Below are 20,919 nucleotides of genomic sequence, written 5' to 3' on the forward strand. Positions count from 1 at the left end.
GCGGATGAAGTCATTTTACCGGACGCCGCTTGGTGAAAAAGTATATATCTTCGTCATCTATTTGCTGATCACGCTGCTGTGTCTGTCCATCGTGCTGCCGTTTTTGAACATATTGGCCCTCTCCTTCAATGCGGGGAAGGACGCGGAGCGAGGGGGCATCTACTTCTTGCCGCGGGTATGGTCGCTCCAAAACTTTAAGGAAGTGTTCGCATCCTCGAACATTTTGACGGCCTTTGGCATTTCACTGTTCCGGACCGTTGTCGGCACGGTCGCCAGCGTGTTCTTGACCGCGATGGGTGCTTATGCGCTAAAGAGCAGAACGATGCCAGGCGTGCGCTTCTTCACGCTGCTGGTGTTCTTCACGATGCTATTCAGCGGGGGGATGATCCCGTATTATATGCTGCTGAAATCGCTGCATCTCACCAATACGATCTGGGTGTATATCATTACGAGCCTGTACAGCGCCTGGAACTTGATCATTATGCGGACGTTCTTTCAGCAAATTCATCCCAGCCTGGAAGAGTCTGCGCGCATGGACGGCTACAACGATTTCGCCATTTTCATGCGGATCATCATGCCGCTCAGCAAGCCGGTGATCGCCGTCATTGCGCTGTTTAACGCCGTCGGTCATTGGAACGACTGGTTTACGGGCGCCTTTTATGTCCGGTCGGCAAAATTGAGGCCGCTTTCGACCCTCCTTCAAGAGATGCTCACGCGGGCGGAAGCGATGCGCAGCAAGCTGGAATCGGCCGCTGGCATGAACCAATATGACGCGCTGGAGAAGATGCAGGTGACGGGCGATTCCATGAAGATGGCCACGATCATCATCGTCGTTGCACCCATTATTATCATCTACCCGTTTATTCAGAAGTATTTTGCTCAAGGCGTCATGATCGGTTCGATCAAGGAATAAGCACAGGCAGATGAATGGCGAGGGAGGATTTGGCATGCGCATCGAAAACCCTTATGATAAAAAAGGAACGTGGCTTCGCGGAAGCTTTCACAATCATACGAATAACAGCGACGGCTGGTTTCCGCTGGAAACGGTGTATCAAATGTACGCCGATTACGATTTTCTGGCCGTTTCGGATCATGACAAAATCACGGAATTGGCTGGGGAACGAAGCATTCCCACCGTATTTGAAGCGATCGAGGTCAGCAGCCGCGAACCCCATATGCTTCTAGTCGCTCCCCCTCGCTCGATTATGGAGGGTTACAGCAGCGAATTCACGATCGGGAACTACCAGAGGCTTGCTGACGCGACCCTTGATAACGGCGGAATCTGCGTTCTGGTTCACCCGAACCGGTATTTTTCAAATTACTGGAACCTCGAGGACATGATGCGGATGGAGCGTGTGACCGGCATCGAGGTTTACAACGGGGACGGGAACATCGAATACGATATCGCGTTTGATAAATGGGATGCGATGCTCTCGGCCGGACGGCGGGTATGGGGGTTCGGTAACGACGATTCGCATGTATACGGACAGGAAAAACAAGCCTGGAACGTGGTGCTGGCCGAAGAAAATTCGCAGCAGGCCATTCTGGATGCGATTCGCAGCGGCAGCTTTTATGTCTCGACCGGATACGGCTTTGAATCGATTCAAGCCGGGGATCGTCAAATCCGCATCCGGCTGAAGTCGAACAAGCTGCTGGACAGGATGTACAAATACGTGACCTTGTTCGGGAAAGACGGCAGGGTGCTGCATGAAGAAACGGGAAGGATTACGGAAGTGACCTATTCGTGTTCGGGAGACGAAGGGTATGTCCGCGTCAGCGCCTATATCGAAGGGGGCTATGCGGCGTTCTCTCAACCCTTGTTCATTAACCAGCGTTAGGGATGAAACGTAATGAGTGTAAAAATCAAGGATGTTGCCAAACGGGCCGGTGTCTCAACGACAACGGTCTCCCGTGTTTTAAACGGAGAAAAATACGTCAGGGAAGAACTGAAGGATCGCGTTAATCAGGCGATTGACGACCTGGGCTACGCGCCAAGCCAAATTGCCAGAAGCCTGGTCAGGAACAAAACCAATCTGCTGGGGGTGATCGTACCTGATCTCACCTCCAGCTTTTATTCGACCATATTGAGCTCTATCGAGCAGACCGCGGCATCCAATCATTATAATCTGCTTGTCTGTAATATTAGCGAGGATATCGATAAGGAGCTCAAGTACCTGAACATTTTCAAGGAAATGCGCGTAGAAGGCATCATTATCATGCACGAGAAGATCAATGAGGATATCCGGAATTTCATCAACAAGCTCAAGATCCCCGTCATCTTCTCCAGCGTAAAGCCGATGGACCAATCCTTCGTTTCCGTGATTGTGGACGATTATGCCGCCGCATATGACGCGACGAAATATTTGATCGGGCTGGGGCATCAGCAAATTGCTTTCATTGGCGGGGATATGCGGGATATGACTTCCGGCCAAAATCGGTATAGCGGCTACCGAAATGCCTTGGCGGACCACGGGATCAAATTTGTCCATGAGCTGGTCCGTTTCGGGGATTACAAGGTGAATAGCGGCTACGAACTGATGGGTGAGTTTCTGCGTTACCGACATAAACCGACGGCGGTCTTTGCCGTTAGCGACGATATGGCGATCGGAGCGGTCAACTGCATCATGGACCACGGCCTGAAGGTCCCGGGAGATATATCGGTCATTGGATTCGACGGAAGCCAGATGACGGAACTCGTCCGGCCGCGAATCACATCCATGGAGCAGCCCATTCAGCGCATGGGCGAAGTTACTGTCGAAACGCTGCTTCAGTTCATTGCAGGAGAAAAGCGAACGGAGGAAGATATCATTCTGGGTCATCGGCTTGCGGTACGCGACAGCTGCCGGCCTGTCTAGGCGGTATTTTCCTGTCTTTTTTCGAGGGATCGGTCTAAATCATTTTTGCCTATTTTCTTGAAGGGTAGCCTAAGCGAAAGACTTTTCCGCTTTTTACGCGTTCTATCCCTAGACAGGCCAAAGTTTGACCGAATTTCCTTGGAGGAGTGACGATGCATGGCAAGGACGCAATTGGAGGATATAGCGGTACGCTTGCGAACCGCCCGAATTAACCGCAAACTTACCCAAATGGAAGTGTATCGTTTAACACAAATCAACAATAAAACGTTGAGCGGATATGAAACCGCAAAAACCGAACCGGATCTGGTATCGCTGTCCAGGCTGGCCGACTTGTACAAAGTGTCTACGGATTGGATCATTACTGGTTTTGAATTCAGCGCCAAGGGCAGGTCCGAAGATGCAGATACCGAGATCCAGCGGCTCAAAGATAAGCTGAAGGCAAGGGAGCGGATCATCCGGGGCATCCGAGAACTCGTCTCGGAGTGAAATGGCGAAAAGCAATTCGAACATGAAGTGAAGATTAGGAATGAAGTCTGGAAAGGAGCACAACATGGAAATACAGATTCGCACAGGAGCCACCGGGGACATGGAAGAGATCATGGGGCTGATCGCCCGGTGCGTCAAGGTTATGCAGGACGGGGGCAGCGACCAATGGGACGAGCAGTACCCGAACCGCGGCGTGATAGGGGAGGACCTGAAACAAGGAACACTTACTGTCGCGGTCTTAGATGGAAGCATTGCCGGCATCATGGTGCTGGATCATCATCAGGACGAGCAGTACGATACGGTTGACTGGGCTGATACGAAAGGACCTCATCTGATGATGCACCGGCTCGCGGTGGACCCGATGGCCCAAGGACGAGGGGTCGCGCGCAAGCTGGTCGCTTTTGCGGAACACTTCGCCACAGAGAATGGATATCAGAGCATCAGATTGGATACATACGCGAAAAATGGCCCTGCTTTGAAGCTGTACCGGGGACTCGGCTACGATCAGAGAGGCGAAGTTAACTATCCGGGACGGGAAGCGGGCTTTCCGGCGTTTGAAAAGGTGTTTGTACACTCGTCGGCAAGGTAACTCGTTATCATTTCAGGAAAAGTCCCCTTTTCTCCGTGAAGAAAAGGGGACTTTTGTTTTAGATTATAGAATTTATACATATATATCGGAGCTAAACCATTCTATATACGTTCGAAAAATTTCAGATCAATGAGGTCCGTCTTCTATGAATGTACGTCGATAGGCGTTTTTCTTGTGGTCATCCGGCTTTAAAATCAGATGGGCGCTCTAGGCTGGCTTCAGCCAACGCTTGGCGAAGGCTCTCCGCGTCGTGCTCGCGGTAGCTTGGCGTGCCCGGCTGCTGGCGCCAGGACTCATCCAGTCCGCCCGCATCGATCGCATCAAAGCCCAGTTCTTCGATGAGGTCAAGCACGACTTGCTTCGAGGCGGGATCGTCTCCGGCTATCGGCAGCGCCAACCGTCCAGGACTGCCCTTCGGTAGCCCGCGTTCCAGCAGGTTTTTGGCGGAAATACCGTTGAAAGCTTTATTAATAGGCCGCTTCAGGTAGTTCTCAACCCAGCGGCTCTCCGGCAATCCTGCTTCAATTTCCGCAATAAAACCGTCGCGTTGGCGTGGGTAATAGTTCCCTGTATCGATAATCGCGGCATTCGGCGCGGTGTGGTCAAGAATTCCCGCAGGAAGGTCAGGAATATTTTTCTGAGGAATCGTCACAATGACCACTTCTGCAGCCCTTGCCACTTCCGTGACTTCCTTGGGCGTTACCCCGGTTTCTTTGGCAAGCGCAGCCAAGGTCTGTGGACCTCTTGAATTGGCAATGGACACCTCATGTCCGAGTTTGGTCAGGCGGCGGGCGAGATTTCCGCCGATATTTCCGGCACCGATAATCGCAATCTTCATTTATTCCGACTTCCTTTCCCGAATTAGTATGTATTGCACATTAAAACTGTAACAGAAATAGTTATCGTTGTAAAGAGGAACGCTTGCCAAAGAAAAAAGGGCTATGCCTTCGGAGTTAAAGGCGGCCCTTTTATTCGGAAACTCATTCGGAAATGTGTATCAAAGAAGATCACTCGCATCCTCGGTTTCGGAGTAGACGGATATCAGGATGACTGCAAGGTCATTGCCGATATTTTTGACCAGATGGGGAGTACAGGCGTTCCATGAAAAAGAATCTCCTTCGCCGAATTCGGCTGAATCTTCTCCTTGCTCTGCATAAATTTTGCCCCTGATCACCAGATGGATTTCTTCTCCTTCATGAGCATGCGGGGCTTTGCCTGTTGAAGCTCCCGGTGGAATTTCGACGATTCTCATCCGCATATTTTTGGAGGAACTGAGATGTTCCACTTTAAGATGTTCCGTTCCGCTTGTAGTCATTTTTCGCTCGTCCCTGCGAACGATTTGCATCCGCTCTTCCTTTTTCAATAGCAGGTAGGCCAGAGGCACTTTCAGTGCCTCCGCAATGTTCTCCAGAGTAGCGATGGAAGGTGAGGTTTTATTGGTCTCGACTTGGCTCAAAAAGCCTTGGGACAAGCCGGTATCTTCACAAATTTGGGCAATCGTTATGTTTTTGCGTTTCCGGATCGCCCGGATATTGGAGCCGATGTCCATGTCGTTCACGCGTCCTTTTAAATATTAGTATTATCAATTTTAATTTTATATTAACAATTTTATTGTTGACATGCCACAAAAATATCAGGTAAATTACAAATATAAAACAAAATTAATTATTACTAATATTTCAGAATGGAGTGAAATGAAGTGCTGCAGCGAACTTGGGTGCCAACGTTAATACGAGTGGTGCTTGGTATAATATTTTTGGCGCATGGTATCAGCAAATTTCAAATGGGGCTGGGCAATGTTGAACAGTGGTTCAGCTCCATAGGTCTTCCCGGCTTTATGGCGTATGCCGCAGCTATCATAGAGGTTGCCGGTGGCATTCTGTTGATCATTGGATTATTGACGCGTATCGTATCCGCGGTCTTCCTTATCATGATGGTTGTAGCCATTGTGACGGTTAAACTGTCCGGGGGGCTATTGGGTACGGATGGCGCGGCAGGATATGAGGTGGAGCTCAGCCTGTTCCTTCTATCTTCGTATTTGGTTGTGTATGGACCCGCTTCGATTTCTGTTGACCGCCTTCTTTTCAAGAAAAAAAAAGCATTCAATGACATGGTGAGTCATTAAAGCAATAAATTGAAATAACTATCCATCCAAGCACTTTCACTGGAATTCAGCGCATCCATGATGCTCATTCGAACTCCGTGTGAGTGCTTTTTTATCGTGCAATTCGTCTATGTTGCCAGAACGAACGATGAGAATGCTATAAGCAGATCGATCAGATGATGGGAACAGCTATGATTTTTGAATCAGGACCGCATATTGGGAAAAGCTACCCATGATCAGGTGCTTAGATGCAAAGTCCGTTCCTTGGAAAACACCATATGAATCCTGGCTTCACTTCAATGAGTGAGTGGGCGAAAATGACCGCAACCGCGACCGCAACCCCATCGTTTACTCTGCTTGTCGCTTTCTCCTTTTCCATCCAAAAGCCTGGAACTGCAAGGGTTAAGACTGGATTCATAAAGTTTTGTCATCAAGGCTCCTGACAATATAGCGTTTTCATTTTATTGAGTGTCAGGTTGTTGTCGGCTAGGATGGATATAGGACGAACGACGTATTGAAATACAACGTTCGACAAAAGTCTACAAGGAGGTTATCCTCATGGCCCAAACCACTTCTTCCTCCGCATCCGGCGCTGCCCGGGTCGGAGTTCAAAAATTCGGGCGCTTCCTGAGCGGCATGGTCATGCCAAACATCGGAGCGTTCATCGCGTGGGGCTTGATTACGGCACTGTTCATTCCAACCGGCTGGATTCCGAACGAATATCTCGCCAAACTGGTCGATCCGATGATCAAGTACCTGCTCCCTCTGCTGATCGGATACACCGGCGGTACGATGGTGCACAAGCAGCGCGGCGGCGTGATCGGGGCCCTCGTCACCATGGGCGTCATCATCGGGACCGATATTCCGATGTTCCTCGGCGCGATGGCCGTCGGACCGGGAGCTGCCTGGGTACTCAAACAGTTTGACAAAGCCGTCGAAGGCAAAATCAAGTCCGGCTTCGAAATGCTGGTCAACAACTTCTCGCTTGGTATTATCGGCGGCGTGCTCGTCCTTATCGCTTATTCGATCGTGGGACGCATCATCGAAGCCGTCACAAACGTGCTTTCCTCAGGCGTCGAGTTTCTGGTTCACCACCACCTGATTCCGCTCGTCAATATTTTGATCGAACCGGCGAAGGTGCTGTTCCTGAACAACGCCATCAACCACGGTGTTCTGAGTCCGATCGCCATTGAACAGGCACAGAGCGCAGGCAAGTCGATCCTGTTCATGCTAGAATCGAACCCAGGTCCTGGACTCGGCATTCTGCTCGCTTACATGATCGTAGGCCGCGGATCTGCGCGCCAATCTGCACCGGGCGCAGCGATTATCCACTTCTTTGGCGGGATTCATGAAATTTACTTCCCGTACATTCTGATGAACCCGCGCCTCATTCTGGCAGCTATGGCCGGTGGTGTGACAGGCACATTCACGTTCTCGCTGTTGAACGCAGGACTCGTTGGCCCGCCATCTCCGGGCAGCATCATCGCTTACCTGGCCATGGCACCGCGGGGAGAAATTCTTCCCGTCCTGAGCGGCGTTATCACCGCTGCGATCGTTTCCTTCGTCGTCGCTGCGCTTTTGCTTAAAACCAGCAAGAAGACGGAAGAAGACGAGGACGATCTTGAAGAAGCAACAAAACGCATGAAAGACATGAAAGCCGCCGGAACTCCGGCTGCAGCGGCTGCTGTAGCAACAGAAGGAGCAAAAGAAGCAACGGCTCCTGCGGCGGCAAGTGCCGAAGGACAGAAGAGCAAAGACGAGGTTCATAAAATCGTCTTCGCCTGCGACGCCGGAATGGGTTCCAGTGCCATGGGTGCCTCCATCCTTCGCAAGAAAATGAAGGCCGCCGGATCGCCGATCGAAGTAACAAACACGGCGATCAGCGACATTCCGTCCGATGCGGATATCGTCGTTACGCATAAAACGCTGACAGACCGTGCACGCGGGGTAGCGCCGCAAGCAGAGCATATTTCCATCGACAATTTCCTGAAGAGTCCGGAATATGACGAACTTGTTGAACGCTTGAAATAACTATAAAAAACGCTTGAGGCGAATGGATGCGGGCATGAGGGCCGGCATCCAAGCGCCTTTTGCGGTCGTTTTGGAGGCTTATGGCCATGGAATTGTCACACCGTGTAAGACAGATCTTGGATTTGCTGCTGCGCAGCCCTTCGGAAAGTACGGTTGCCGAAATCGCCAGCAGCATTCGGGTCAGCCCGAGGACGGTGCACAGGGAGCTGGACGCGGTCGAGAGCTATCTCCATCGGCACGGGATTACGCTACACCGCAAAGCCGGTTCCGGCCTCAGTGTGGAAGGAGATCCTGCTCAGATTGAACAAGTCCGCTCGGAGCTGCTCATGCCCGCCGAGATCGAATACTCGGCGGATGAGCGGCAGGTATACCTCCTTGCCAGACTGCTTGGTTCGCGGGAACCGGTGAAGCTGTTTGCGCTCGCTCACGAGATGAAGGTCACCGTTCCGACCGTAGGCGCGGACCTGGACGATTTGACCGACTGGATCGGCAAACAAGGCCTTCTGCTTATCCGCCGGCGTGGCTACGGGGTGGAGATTAGCGGTTCAGAACCTTTAATCCGCGAGGCGGTTCGTACGCTCGTCCGCTTCCGGCTCGATGACCTGTCGCTGATCGGATATTCCGAGCAGAAGCCGCTTCACCCCGTGGATGCCCGAATCGCTTCAATGGCGGGGACGGACCGGATTTCGGCGATCGAAGAAACGTTGTGGAAGTGGGAGGAGCGGCATCAGGAAGAATCCTTCAGTGAGGAAGCTTATACCGATCTGCTGATCCGGCTGTCCATCGCGGCAGCCCGCATTCAAAGCGGCATCGTAGTCACCGAGGCGGAAGCTGAACGTCTCGTCAATCTGAGGCGGTTTGATCAGCCATCCGCCGTACCGGCTCAAGACGACAAAATACAATCCGCTGAACTTCTCTGCAGGGAACTGAGTCAGGTTCTGAACATGGATTTTCCGCTGCCAGAAGTGAGGTATACCGCGGAACTTCTCGAAAGGGCTTCGGCGCATTCGTCCGGAATGCTTCCAGCGGATGATTTGGAGCTTGCCGGAACCGTTCGGTCGCTCATCCGCAAGATGCGGGAATTGGATGCGAACGACTATACCGCTGACCGCTCCCTCCGGGACGGATTGTTCATGCATTTGAAAGCGGCGATGGAACGAATTATTGCCGGTCAGCGGATCCGAAATCCTCTGCTGGATACGATCCGCAAAGATTATGCCGAGCTGTTCGGCCGGGTCCGGCAGGCAGCGGATGCCGTCTTTCCTTCCGTTCGCATCCCGGACGAGGAGATCGCTTTTCTGGTGATGCATTTCGGAGCCGCACGGGAGCGGATCGGCCAGATCCCTCAGCATTTGCGTGCGGTAATCGTATGCACGAGCGGAATCGGCTCTTCCAAAATGCTGGCGGTCAGGCTCCGCAAGGAATTTCCGCAGCTGCAGATCGTCGAACAGGCTTCATGGTATGAGGCCGCCAGAATCCCAAGAACGGACTACGATTTAATCATCAGTACCGTCGATTTGCCTCTGCCACAGGAACAATATTTGAAACTGAGTCCGCTGCTTACTCCAACCGAAGCGGAGAGGCTTCGGGATTATATCCGGCTTCGTGGCGTGAAGCCGCTGCCGGGCGCATCATCGGCGGATGCGCAGCCGCTGCCCGGACTGCTGGAGGATTTGGCCCCGGAGCTTAAAGAGATGCCTGCCGACCGCAGGGAAGCGGCCGGCACAGCTGATATGGACGGCTTGCGTTCTTTGAACAGAACCCTCCAGCAGAGTGTTAAGCTTTTGGAAGACTTTCGAGTGCTTCCGCTGCGGATTGAGGGGAGGCCGAGTCTAGATCGCTGGCTGCGCGCAGCCTGCACAGCGCCGGTGCTCCGGGACGTAATTTTGAACCCGGAAGAGGTCGCGGCTCTGCTGCTTCAGCGGGAACAGCAAGGAACTCAGCTTATTCCTGGCACGGAGCTGGCGCTGTTTCATACGCGCAGCGATACGGTGAAACGGCCGGCGTTGATGCTCTTTGAACTGGACCATAGTTTCAGGCTGGATGACTCGTCCGATGTTGAATTGTCACGCTTTTTGCTCATGCTGGCCCCGCGGCAGCTTGAGCGGGAGACCCTGGAGGTGCTGAGCGAAATCAGCGCAACTCTGCTGGATGCCGATATGATTGAAGCCCTCGCGGAGGGGGATGAAGGGCGCATTAGGGAACTGATGTCCGCCCACCTCCGTGCATACTTAAAAAACAAATTGGAGAGAGAGTGATCATCATGAGTATTTTATCTGCAGATCAAATTCGTTTGAACGTTAAAGTATCCGACAAGTACGAAGCCATTCGCCTTGCCGGACAAATGCTCGTCGATGCCGGGCATGTGGATCAGGAATATGTCGAGAAGATGATTGAACGCGAAAACGCTTTGTCCACTTATATGGGTGCTGGCCTTGCCATTCCCCATGGAACGAACGAAGCCAAAGGAATGATCAAGTCGACCGGGCTGGCTGTGCTGCAAATTCCGGATGGGGTCGATTTTGGCGGAGATGAGCCGGCGGTGCTCGTCGTCGGGATCGCCGCCCAGAACGGAGAGCATATGGACATTCTGACCGGAGTCGCCATGGTCTGCTCGGATGAGGACAGTATGGAAGGCATCCGTACGGCAAAAACCGCCGAGGAAATTTTGAGCATCTTTGAAAGCGGGATGGAAGAATGAGAGCTCTACATTTCGGCGCTGGGAATATCGGAAGGGGATTTATCGGACTGCTGCTCTCGCAGTCAGGCTACGAGGTCGTCTTTTCCGACGTGAACGAAACGTTGATTCAAACGATCCAGCAGCGAGGTTCCTATACCGTCACGATTGCCGACGAAAGCGGGGAGGTCATCCCTGTAGAGGGTGTTGGTGCTATTGACGGCCGAGATCCCGCCGCAGTTGCGGAGGCGGTGGCTTCCGCTGATTTGGTCACGACGGCTGTCGGAGTCAACATTTTGAAACACATCGCTCCGGGGATTGCTGCAGGTTTGAAGCTTCGCATGGAACGCGGTGCAGGCCCGCTTCATGTCATCGCCTGCGAAAATGCGATCGGCGCCAGCACGCAGCTGAAAGAGCATGTCATGGGCCATCTGTCCCTGGAAGAACAGCAAAAAGCCGCTTCTTATGCGGCTTTCCCGGATTCGGCGGTGGATCGCATCGTGCCGCTGCAGCATCATGAGGATCCGCTCGCGGTCACGGTAGAGCGATTCTACGAATGGGTGATCAATCATTCCCAAATGTTCCCGGGCACCCAGGAAATCCAGGGCGTTCATTACGTTGACGACTTGATTCCTTATATTGAGCGCAAGCTCTTTACTGTAAATACCGGTCATTGCAGTGCAGCATACGCCGGATACCGGAAAGGATATGCGACGATCCAGGAAGCGATGAAAGATGAGGAAGTCGCCGGGCTGGTTACAGGCGCTTTGCAGGAGACGGGAAGCATGCTCATGCGCGCTTACGGCTTTGACGCTGCGGAGCATGAGAACTATATCCGCACGATCATGGATCGCTTCCGCAATCCTTATTTGAGCGATGAGGTTGTCCGGGTAGGCCGGTCACCCATTCGGAAGCTGTCCCCGGAAGACCGCTTGGTCCGGCCGGCGCTTCGGGCCTGGGAGCAGGGCGGCTCCTTCGAGAACTTGACCGAAGTCATGGCGCTGGCGCTTCAGTTTGACTATGCGGAAGATCCGGAGGCCGTAAAGCTTCAGGGTTTGATCGCGGACAAAGGCGTACGCCAGGCTTTTGCCGAAGTGAGCGGACTTGATCAAGACCATGTGCTGACCGAGAAAGTCCTGAAGGCATACAATCATCAATAATCGTACGAGATAGAGTCGTTCATGATAGATGAATTCAAACGCAAAGCAATATACAATAAGGAGGTATGGATTATGAGCCAACTGCTGACCGGCGTGCCCGCATCACCGGGCATCGCCATTGCCACAGCGTACCGGCTGGAAGCGGATGAGACCATCCCGCAGCAGAGAAAGGTTGATGATCCTGCGGCCGAGAAACAGCGGCTGCGCAGCGCCGTGGATGCGGCTAAGGCTGATATCGACCGGATTCGGGAAACGACGCTGGAGCGGCTGGGACCGCAGAAGGCCGAGATTTTCGAAGCCCATCTGTTCCTCTTGGACGATCCGGACTTGATCGACACGGCTATGGACCAAATTGAGAGCGAAGGCGTTAACGCGGAATATGCCCTGCACGAAGTGGCTTCCAGCATCATCGAAGCGCTGCAGTCCATGGATAACGAGCTGCTGCGGGAACGCGCGGCGGACGTGAAGGATATTACGGGGCGGGTCATCAGCAAGCTGGAAGGACGGGAACACAGCGCGCTGTCCGAGCTGAGCGCCGAAACCATTCTGATTGCCAAAGACTTGACCCCTTCCGATACGGCCCAGTTAAATCTGGAATTCGTTCGTGGATTTGTCACGGAGATCGGAAGCCGAACGTCGCATTCGGCCATCATGGCCCGCTCCCTTGAACTGGCGGCCGTCGTCGGGACCGGCGCGGGGGCGTCTGCGATTCGGACGGGGGATACGGTCATTCTAGACGCAACGGCCGGACAGGTCATCGTGAACCCGTCGGATGAGCAGCTTCGGGAATATTCCGTGCGCAAGGCTGAATATGAGGAATATAAGACCCGCATGCGCGGCTACGTGGATCGGCCGTCGGTCACTGCAGACGGTGTTCAGCTGGAGCTGGCCAGCAATATCGGCGGCATTGACGATCTGGAGAAGGTGGTTGCGAACGGGGCGGACGGCATCGGCTTGTTCCGTACCGAATTCCTGTACATGGGGCGCAATTCCTTCCCTTCCGAAGAAGAGCAGTATTCAGTCTATAAGCACGTCCTGGAGAAAATGAACGGCAAGCGCGTCGTCATCCGTACGCTGGACATCGGCGGTGACAAAGAGCTGCCGTATCTGCAGCTTCCGAAGGAGATGAATCCGTTTCTGGGCCAGCGGGCCATCCGTTTATGCCTGGACAAGGAGGATCTGTTCCGTACGCAGCTTCGAGCGCTGCTTCGGGCCAGCGTACACGGCAAGCTCGCCATTATGTTCCCGATGATTGCGGTTCTGAGCGAGCTTCGCGAAGCCAAGCGGATTCTCGCAGAAGAACGTACCAAGCTTGAGCAGGAGGGGACGAAGGTGTCCGATGCGCTCGAGGTTGGCATCATGATCGAAATTCCCGCTGCAGCGATCGCCGCCGACGTGTTGGCGAAGGAAGTGGACTTTTTCAGCATAGGCACGAACGATCTGATTCAATATACCATGGCCGCGGACCGCATGAACGAATCGGTCGCCTATTTATATCAGCCGCATCACCCGTCGATTCTCCGCTTGGTGCAGCTCGTGATCCAGGCGGCCAACCGACACGGCAAATGGGCCGGCATGTGCGGCGAAATGGCCGGAGATTCGGCAGCGATTCCGCTGCTTCTCGGGCTTGGACTGTACGAATTCAGCATGAGCGCCTCGTCCATACTCCCTGCCCGAGAGCTGATTTCCCGCTTGTCCCGGGAGGAATGGGCAGGCTTGGCCGAGCAGGCGCTCGGCATGAGCACTCAGCAAGAGGTACTTGATTTTGTCAACCAACAACTAAGGAGTGAAGCATAAGCTATGGTATCCCAAACTTTTACCGTCATCCACCCGCAAGGGTTTCATGCCCGTCCTTCGAAACTGTTCGTAGAAAAGGCAAATACGTTTCCTTGTAAAGTCACGCTGTTCAAAGGCGAGAAGAAAGCCAACGGCAAAAGCTCCCTCGGTTTGCTAACCTTGGGAATTGCCGCAGGCGATGAAATTCGACTGGAAGCGGACGGCGAGCAGGAAGAGCAGGCACTGCAGGAGCTGGGCCAAATGCTCACCAAAATTTACGAAGAATAGTCTGAAGCAGCAAAAACCATCCAGAGCCTCAGGGAGAAGTCCCTGATGGACTGGATGGTTTTTTATATCGCAAGAAAAGCTTGATGCGGTCTGGCTTCTTTTCTACAGCTTAAGCTGCATGTTATATAGATGCGCATAGGTGCCGTTGTGCTTCAATAGCTCGTCATGCGTGCCTTGTTCCGCAACCCCGTCATCGGTCAGAACGATGATCCGCTCTGCATTCCGGACCGTGGACAGCCGATGGGCGATCACCAAAGTCGTACGGTTGTCGGACAGTTTCTCCAGCGATGCTTGAACCGCCTGCTCACTGTCGTTATCGAGGGAACTCGTGGCTTCGTCGAAGATGATCACGGGCGGATTTTTGAGAAACACTCTTGCAATGCTGAGCCGCTGCTTCTGACCGCCGGATAACTTCACCCCGCGCTGGCCGATGTCGGTATCGTAGCCGTCCGGCAGCCCCATAATAAAATCGTGGGCATAGGCCTGTTTGGTAGCCTCAATGACTTCCTCGCGGGTCGCCTCCATGTTGCCGTAACGGATATTATCGATGACAGTGCCGGCAAATAAATAAACATCCTGCTGGACGATGCCGATGTTCTGCCGCAGGGAACGCAAAGTCAAACTGCGGATATCATTGCCGTCCAGAAGAATCGTCCCTCCGCTCACTTCATAAAACCGGGGGATCAGGGAGCACAGCGTCGTTTTTCCGACGCCGGACGGCCCGACGAGCGCAACATATTCGCCCGCTTCGATCGTGAGTGACAGGTCGGTCAGCACTTCACGATGATTTACTTTATATTTGAAGGATACCTGCCGGAATTCCACTCGTCCTTCGGCATGGGAGAGCTCGCTGGCATCCGGCGCGTCGGATATATCCGGCTCCACCTCCAAAATCTCCATGAACCGGTCAAACCCCGTCATGCCTTCCTGATACAGCCTTGCGAAATTCACCATTCGTTGAATGGGCTCGATCAGAATGCCGATGCACAAAAAGAAAGTCAGCAAGTCCGGCAGCTTCATCGACGAATGGACGATGGCGGCTCCGCCGAAGACGATGACGGCGACGGTAATCAGCTGCGTAAAGCCGATCATCCCGCCTGAGAAGATCGCTTCGCTCTTATACCCGTCGCTACGGCTTTGGAGAAAGCGGTCGTTGGCACGGGCGAACTTGCGGATCTCCACCTGCTCGTTTGTAAACGATTTGACGACGCGGATTCCGGAGAGCGAGTCTTCCACCTGTTCATTAATGTCTCCGATCCGGTCCCGGCTGACCCGCAGGGCCGCGTTCATTTTCCGGTTAAAATAAAAGGCGTACACAGCCATCACCGGCAAGAACAGAAAGACGATCAGGGTCAGCTTGACGTCGATCGCGATTAAAATGATAAACGCACCTGTAAATTTCAGGATGGATATGAGCAGGTCCTCCGGTCCGTGATGGTACAGCTCGGCAAGGGACAAAATGTCGTTCGTGGTCCGGGTCATCAGCTGGCCGGTTTTCTGTTCGTCATAAAAGCGGAACGAAAGCTTCTGCAAGTGTTCGAAGAGTTCGCTCCGCATGTCGCCTTCCATCATGGCACCCATCATATGGCCTTTGTAATCTACAAATACCTCACAGACGATATGCAGGATCACCAATGTGAGCAATCCCGCACCGACAGCATAGATTCGGGACAGGGCGTCCGAATAAGTTCCGTCAAGCAGCTCCGAGGTGATGTAGCGGACACCGAGCGGAAGAACAAGCGTAATCGCCGACAAAATAAAAGCGCATGCCATATCGGCGGCAAACAGTCCCTTGTAGGGTTTATAGTAGGAAATGAATTTATGGATTTTGGAATTCAATTGGATTCCTCCCGTATTGCAGGAGGGTTATAGTATAGTCGCCCTCCTGTTGGTAGGTAAGACGGCGAATTTTTTCATAGAAAACACCCTTTCCGTTAGGTTTACTTTCATCATATCCGAAGGGATTTCCTTTTAGGAGTAATATTTGCCTATAACTAAAAATTACTGCTGCCTGGGCGTGCCTTACCTACGCCACGCGATTTGATTCACTGAATATGAGGCGGGTAATGAAATAAAACGTTCTTTCTATACAAACAGATGGCAGGCTCCTGTGCAGGCAGTCCTCTTCGTGTAACTCGAAAGGAGCTGATATGTTATCCGACATCATTTCGTGGAATTTGAGCAGCTACACAAGGATGAGCACAACGGGCATTGGGTGATCAAGTTCCCTCACCACCGGCTAGTGGTCCATGATCCCGGCAAGGTTTTGCGGATCGCAAGCGATATTATCATTTCGCTGTGTTACATCGCCGGCAGCATGCTGTTTTTTCAGAATTCGACGCAGACGGCGGGCGTGTGGCTGTTCGTGATGGGCAGCTGCCAAATGCTTGTACGCAGCATCCTGCGCATTTTGGGCAAAATGGATTGGAAAGAGCGCTAAGTCACTCCACAATAGAAGAGATCTGGCTGCGATGTGAATCCAGATCTTTTGCATGGACCACGGAAACGATCATTTCTTTGCAAGTTAAAAAGCCGCATTGCTGCGGCTTTTTCTCTGTTTCGTGAACGATGGGAAGCTGCCCTGATTGAAGTGCTTCCTTAAACGCGAACGTTTTGAATGATGATTTTGCTGTGAGGCAGCGAGGGAATATCGTTGAAGCTGTAGCTTACATCCTGCTGAGGCACGTCATAGCTCATGCGGTTTGCCAGGAAATCAAGGCTTTCCTTCATCATTTCCAGGGTAAGCCATTCTCCGGCGCACCGGTGCCCCATATCGTGATCGCCTCCGCCTTGAGGAATAAAGCTGAAAGGGGTTCCTTTCCACTGATGGAAACGATCCGGCATAAACCGCTCGGGCTTGTCCCACAGGTCCGGGTGATGATTTGTGCCGTACAAATCAAGAATGGTTAACGTACCTTCTTCAAACCGATAGCCGTTCCATATAAAATCCCTTGCCGTGCGTGCCGCCAGGACCGGAAAAAAGGGGTAGAAACGGCGGACTTCCTGTATGAAATGACCAAGTTTCACCTCATTCGAGCCGGCCAATTTCTCCCGCTCCTCCGGCTGCTGAATGACGGCTAGTGCCGTAAAAGCAACGTAGATGGAGACCGCAACGATCGGGCGAATGATATTTGCCAATTCCACAGCCGCGGTATTGATGTCGAGCAGCTCGCCATTCAAATCGCGGTGGAAGGAAATGACGGCTAAGGCCGAATGTTCCGTCGCCGTGAAGCGGTTGGCGCGTACATCCTCGATCAGGCTGCCAAGCCATTTCTCCACCTTGGTTCTGGCATTCCGACCCTTCACATAAGTGATCCCAATGGATGCGGGGGAATCGAACAAGGCGCTTAGCCACCCGGTTTTCTCGGGAACTTCTTCCGGCGGCAGCGGAACCCCTGCCCATTCACAGGCCGCCTGGCATAACAATGGTTTGGCTTCCTCGTATATTACGATCTCTTTCTGTGTTTCAAAGCGTTTGGCCGCAAGCTCCCAATACTTCCGGGTCAGCTCACGTATGCGGTGCATCGCCTCGTCGGACATGAGGGACATGAACATCGCTTTGCGGTGGCGATGGGCTTCGCCGTCCAGCGTCTGAACTCCGTTTTCGCCGAACAGCGTTTTAAGCACGCGCGTGGGGGCGGCACCGTGACGGATAAATTTATCCTCGTCATAAAAGAGCCGGGCGGCTTCTTCCCCGCGCATGCATATAGCTCGTTGGCCCAGCAAACGTGTCTCGAACACGTCCGATTGAAATCCAAGGGTTCGATTCGTGATGTATAGATAGCCTTCTTTTAAAAGTGTCAAACTGTGATCCAAGCCTTCTTCTGTCGGAATCGGTCTGAATTGTTCCATGATGAACGCAACCTCCTTCGTCTAGTTAACCGCATAATTTATACATACCCGAACCGCACGAGATTGATCGTATCCGGCAAGGACATGGGATAGTTCCGGATAAACAGAGTACGGATACAAGTATTCCCATCTAGTACGCGGGATAAAAGACAATTGCGAACAAGGAGCGGAAAGTGAATGACTGCTTGTTCGGAGAGGCTTGAAAAATTGTGATGGACGAAACTTCAGGGGCCGCTATAATTTATGAGTGACTATATTTGGAGAATCTTTTCAGCAGCGGATCATACGGGAGGTATTAGCAGCGTTGTTATCGGTCGTTTTGTCCATTCTTATTTTTATGACTACCATCGCTTTGGTTATCTGGCAGCCTAAAAAGCTGTCCATCGGTTGGTCGGCTTGCGGCGGAGCGGTTTTTGCGCTGCTTGCGGGCGTCGTTACATTTCGCGATGTATGGGATGTAACCCAGATCGTGTGGAATGCGACGCTGGCATTCATAGGCATCATCATTGTTTCTCTTATTCTGGATCGCATCGGTTTTTTTGAATGGTCCGCCTTGCATATGGCTCAAGCGGCACGGGGAAACGGTTTACGCATGTTTATCTATGTAACGTTCCTGGGAGCCATCGTTTCGGCATTTTTTGCCAATGACGGGGCTGCCCTTATTCTGACGCCCATTGTGCTCGCGATGGTCAGGGCGCTGCATTTTGACGAGAAGAAAGTGTTTGCCTTTATTATGGCGAGCGGGTTTATCGCGGATACGACCTCGCTGCCGCTTGTCGTCAGCAATCTTGTCAACATCGTCTCAGCGGATTTCTTTGGCATCACGTTTATGGAGTACGCCGGTCACATGATCGTGCCGGATGTGTTTGCCCTGGCGGGCAGTACCATGGTCTTGTACCTGTTCTTCCGGAAAAGTATCCCGAAATGCTTCGAAGCCGGGGATTTGGCTGCTCCGGAGGAAGCGATTAAGGACCGCCGGATGTTCCGGATGTCCTGGATCGTTCTGGCGGTCCTTTTGGTCGGATATTTTGCCAGTGAGTTTTTGAATATTCCGGTGTCCTTGGTCGTCGGAATCGTCGCCGTATTTTTCCTGCTCATGGCGCGAAGAAGTCCGGCTGTGCCGGTGAAAGCCGTCTTGAGGGGGGCTCCGTGGGCCATCGTCTTTTTTTCGGTGGGCATGTATGTCGTCGTCTACGGCTTGCGAAATGCGGGACTTACGGATCTGCTGGCAAAAGTGATCCAGGCTGCGTCCGATCATGGTTTGTTCGCAGCTACATTAGCGATGGGATTTCTTTCGGCGGTGCTGTCATCGGTGATGAACAATCTGCCGACCGTCATGATTGGCGCGCTCGCGATCGATACGACTCATACGGCGGGTGTCATCAGGGAGGCATTGGTGTATGCGAATGTAATCGGTTCGGACCTGGGGCCCAAAATGACACCGATCGGTTCGCTGGCCACGCTCCTCTGGCTCCATGTTCTGGGCAATAAAGGGGTCAAGATCACATGGGGGAGTTATTTTAAGACAGGATTGGTACTGACCATTCCGACCTTACTGATCACATTGACGGGGTTGTATGTATGGCTGGTCATCCTAAATTCATAGGCCGGAGCGGTAGAGGGCGGCTTTACGGAGCTGTTGTTCCGAGCATCACTGTACTTGGTCTCGATGGCTTCAGACCGATCTGGTTTTCTTTCATGGAGCTGCAATAGGAAGATAAAGATAAAGGGGCAGGGGGAGCAATATGGTTGAAAGCAAGCTGATTATGGGCATCGACGGAGGGGGTTCCAACACCAGAGTGATCATCGCTAGTCCGGATGGAAACATTGTAGCGTACGTAGAGGATCAGAAAGCCGCATCGCATCATCGGGATGATCAGGCTACGGACAATGTCAAGACAGCCATCCGCAAGGCACTTTCCATCGCGGGATGTTCACCCGGAGATATTTGCGGCATGGCCGCAGGTATCGCCGGCTACGATCGGGACAAGGACCTGGAATGGGTACAGGAGCTGACGCAGTTACAAGACATGGCTTGTCCGAAGTGGCACGTGAATGATGCGGTTGCCGCCCATTATGGTGCGTTGATGGCACAGCCCGGGGTCGTGGTCATTTCCGGTACCGGCTCAATCATCTTCGGCATCAATGAAGAAGGGCAATACATCCGCAATTATGACTATCATCATTACGCTGCCAGCGCGGCCAGGTTTCTGGCCTATGACGCCGTTTATGAAGCGATTGCCGGGCATACGGACGATACCGACGCGGACCTGATTCTTAACATGCTTTCGCATTGGGGCGCAGCCGACCTTGGGGAGCTCGCATTTATGGGAAGGAACGGTTTTCATGAGGATCGCCGGGAAAGAGACCGGATATTTGGTGCCTTCGCCCCTTATGTCACGGAGGCTGCCACAGAAGGCAGTTTATTAGCCCAGGCGGTTTGCGACCGATCCATTCATCAGATCGTGGTCGGGATCCGCTTGATCGGCAGCCATTTTCGGGCGGAAAACCTGCAGGTTGCGTGTATCGGCAGCGTAGCGAACAGCGCTTATTTTCAGAAAAAACTTGGGCATATCGCCTTGAGTGATCCGGGGAGACCTTTTACTCTGATGGCGCCGCATTTTCCTCCCGTAGTAGGCTCTTTCCTATATGCAATGGAGCAGTTGGGGCTTCCAGTTACGGACGGTGTCCTTAAGAGGTTAAGTTGCTCAGCTGGCATCTGGACGAGCAGGCTTATTTAAAGAATTTGAAGGGGACCGATCCTAACGTCACGGAAGACATGAAACCGATATGATACATTTACTAAACAAAGCCTGCTGCAACAGGCTTTGTTTTTTTTGTTTACCAGACGATGTAACTTTTTTTATGGGGACCCAAAGAAAAATATTGAAATCCAGGAAAAGGTCCTTTACAATAAAAACAACTCAACTACCATACTAGTTATACTAGTATTCCAATTTTCTTCTGAACTGCCTCACCATGTTCATCCCGGTCTTTTATTTATGAAGGTCAACAAAGCTTTGCGGCTATGTGTAAATGGGTTTTTTGAAGATTAATTGTAAGCGCTTTAGGAAAGGGGAGGTCATTTCGCAGCTTTCGAC

General features: G+C 52.5%; 19 protein-coding genes. 15 read left to right on the forward strand and 4 right to left on the reverse strand.

Annotation, left to right across the window (positions count from 1 at the left end):
- The first annotated feature begins 4 nt into the window (after nucleotides 1-4).
- The 5 genes from CJP46_RS05515 (at nucleotide 5) to CJP46_RS05535 (ending at nucleotide 3,930) form a co-directional block, all read left to right on the forward strand.
- The gene (locus CJP46_RS05515) at nucleotides 5-913 is read left to right on the forward strand and encodes a carbohydrate ABC transporter permease (protein WP_094594560.1); all 909 of its coding nucleotides are present in this window, start codon (nucleotides 5-7) and stop codon (nucleotides 911-913) included.
- 34 nt (nucleotides 914-947) lie between these two features.
- Nucleotides 948-1,838 (forward strand): CehA/McbA family metallohydrolase, encoded by an 891-nt coding sequence (locus tag CJP46_RS05520; protein ID WP_094594561.1) that lies wholly within the window; start codon nucleotides 948-950, stop codon nucleotides 1,836-1,838.
- A gap of 12 nt (nucleotides 1,839-1,850) precedes the next feature.
- Complete coding sequence (locus CJP46_RS05525; protein ID WP_094594562.1) at nucleotides 1,851-2,855, forward strand: LacI family DNA-binding transcriptional regulator; 1,005 nt, start codon at nucleotides 1,851-1,853, stop codon at nucleotides 2,853-2,855.
- Between the two features lie 156 nt (nucleotides 2,856-3,011).
- Nucleotides 3,012-3,341, forward strand: a complete 330-nt coding sequence (locus CJP46_RS05530) for a helix-turn-helix domain-containing protein (RefSeq protein ID WP_094594563.1) — start codon at nucleotides 3,012-3,014, stop codon at nucleotides 3,339-3,341.
- A 64-nt stretch (nucleotides 3,342-3,405) separates the two neighbouring features.
- A complete protein-coding gene (locus tag CJP46_RS05535; RefSeq protein ID WP_094594564.1) occupies nucleotides 3,406-3,930 on the forward strand; it encodes a GNAT family N-acetyltransferase in 525 nt (174 codons plus the stop codon).
- Between the two features lie 178 nt (nucleotides 3,931-4,108).
- Here CJP46_RS05535 and CJP46_RS05540 read toward each other — a convergent pair whose 3' ends face one another.
- Together CJP46_RS05540 and CJP46_RS05545 are read right to left on the reverse strand one after the other, a co-directional pair.
- A complete protein-coding gene (locus tag CJP46_RS05540) occupies nucleotides 4,109-4,768 on the reverse strand; it encodes an NADPH-dependent F420 reductase (RefSeq protein WP_094594565.1) in 660 nt (219 codons plus the stop codon).
- A gap of 159 nt (nucleotides 4,769-4,927) precedes the next feature.
- Nucleotides 4,928-5,479, reverse strand: a complete 552-nt coding sequence (locus CJP46_RS05545; protein WP_094594566.1) for a helix-turn-helix domain-containing protein — start codon at nucleotides 5,477-5,479, stop codon at nucleotides 4,928-4,930.
- A 150-nt stretch (nucleotides 5,480-5,629) separates the two neighbouring features.
- Between CJP46_RS05545 and CJP46_RS05550 the strand changes: the two genes are divergently transcribed.
- From CJP46_RS05550 to CJP46_RS05580, 7 genes are all read left to right on the forward strand, one after another.
- Nucleotides 5,630-6,055, forward strand: a complete 426-nt coding sequence (locus CJP46_RS05550) for a DoxX family protein (RefSeq protein WP_373557960.1) — start codon at nucleotides 5,630-5,632, stop codon at nucleotides 6,053-6,055.
- Nucleotides 6,056-6,592: 537 nt separating this feature from the next.
- A complete protein-coding gene (locus CJP46_RS05555) occupies nucleotides 6,593-8,065 on the forward strand; it encodes a PTS mannitol transporter subunit IIBC (RefSeq protein WP_094594567.1) in 1,473 nt (490 codons plus the stop codon).
- An 86-nt stretch (nucleotides 8,066-8,151) separates the two neighbouring features.
- The gene (locus CJP46_RS05560; protein WP_179281040.1) at nucleotides 8,152-10,323 is read left to right on the forward strand and encodes a BglG family transcription antiterminator; all 2,172 of its coding nucleotides are present in this window, start codon (nucleotides 8,152-8,154) and stop codon (nucleotides 10,321-10,323) included.
- Between the two features lie 5 nt (nucleotides 10,324-10,328).
- Nucleotides 10,329-10,766 carry a PTS mannitol transporter subunit IIA gene (locus tag CJP46_RS05565; protein WP_094595085.1) on the forward strand — a complete coding sequence of 146 codons (438 nt, stop codon included), beginning with the start codon at nucleotides 10,329-10,331 and terminating at the stop codon, nucleotides 10,764-10,766.
- The gene (locus tag CJP46_RS05570) at nucleotides 10,763-11,902 is read left to right on the forward strand and encodes a mannitol-1-phosphate 5-dehydrogenase (RefSeq protein ID WP_094594569.1); all 1,140 of its coding nucleotides are present in this window, start codon (nucleotides 10,763-10,765) and stop codon (nucleotides 11,900-11,902) included. Before CJP46_RS05565 ends, CJP46_RS05570 begins: the two co-directional genes overlap by 4 nt.
- A 72-nt stretch (nucleotides 11,903-11,974) precedes the next feature.
- Complete coding sequence (ptsP, locus tag CJP46_RS05575; RefSeq protein WP_094594570.1) at nucleotides 11,975-13,699, forward strand: phosphoenolpyruvate--protein phosphotransferase; 1,725 nt, start codon at nucleotides 11,975-11,977, stop codon at nucleotides 13,697-13,699.
- 3 nt (nucleotides 13,700-13,702) lie between these two features.
- Nucleotides 13,703-13,966, forward strand: a complete 264-nt coding sequence (locus CJP46_RS05580) for an HPr family phosphocarrier protein (RefSeq protein WP_076166519.1) — start codon at nucleotides 13,703-13,705, stop codon at nucleotides 13,964-13,966.
- Between the two features lie 102 nt (nucleotides 13,967-14,068).
- Here the strand turns inward: CJP46_RS05580 and CJP46_RS05585 are convergent, their stop codons facing one another.
- Complete coding sequence (locus CJP46_RS05585) at nucleotides 14,069-15,805, reverse strand: ABC transporter ATP-binding protein (protein ID WP_094594571.1); 1,737 nt, start codon at nucleotides 15,803-15,805, stop codon at nucleotides 14,069-14,071.
- A 331-nt stretch (nucleotides 15,806-16,136) separates the two neighbouring features.
- Between CJP46_RS05585 and CJP46_RS05590 the strand changes: the two genes are divergently transcribed.
- Complete coding sequence (locus tag CJP46_RS05590; RefSeq protein WP_179281041.1) at nucleotides 16,137-16,406, forward strand: YrhK family protein; 270 nt, start codon at nucleotides 16,137-16,139, stop codon at nucleotides 16,404-16,406.
- Nucleotides 16,407-16,564: 158 nt separating this feature from the next.
- Here the strand turns inward: CJP46_RS05590 and cypC are convergent, their stop codons facing one another.
- Nucleotides 16,565-17,818 (reverse strand): CYP152 family fatty-acid peroxygenase CypC, encoded by a 1,254-nt coding sequence (gene cypC / locus CJP46_RS05595; RefSeq protein ID WP_094594573.1) that lies wholly within the window; start codon nucleotides 17,816-17,818, stop codon nucleotides 16,565-16,567.
- A 304-nt stretch (nucleotides 17,819-18,122) separates the two neighbouring features.
- Between cypC and CJP46_RS05600 the strand changes: the two genes are divergently transcribed.
- Together CJP46_RS05600 and CJP46_RS05605 are read left to right on the forward strand one after the other, a co-directional pair.
- Entirely contained in the window at nucleotides 18,123-19,424 is a 1,302-nt protein-coding gene (locus tag CJP46_RS05600; protein WP_094594574.1) for an arsenic transporter, read from the forward strand.
- A 139-nt stretch (nucleotides 19,425-19,563) separates the two neighbouring features.
- Nucleotides 19,564-20,559 (forward strand): BadF/BadG/BcrA/BcrD ATPase family protein, encoded by a 996-nt coding sequence (locus CJP46_RS05605; protein ID WP_094594575.1) that lies wholly within the window; start codon nucleotides 19,564-19,566, stop codon nucleotides 20,557-20,559.
- The last annotated feature ends 360 nt before the right edge of the window (nucleotides 20,560-20,919 follow it).

Origin of the sequence: Paenibacillus sp. XY044 (assembly GCF_002257645.1) — a bacterium.
In the GTDB taxonomy this organism is placed as follows: domain Bacteria; phylum Bacillota; class Bacilli; order Paenibacillales; family Paenibacillaceae; genus Paenibacillus_AQ.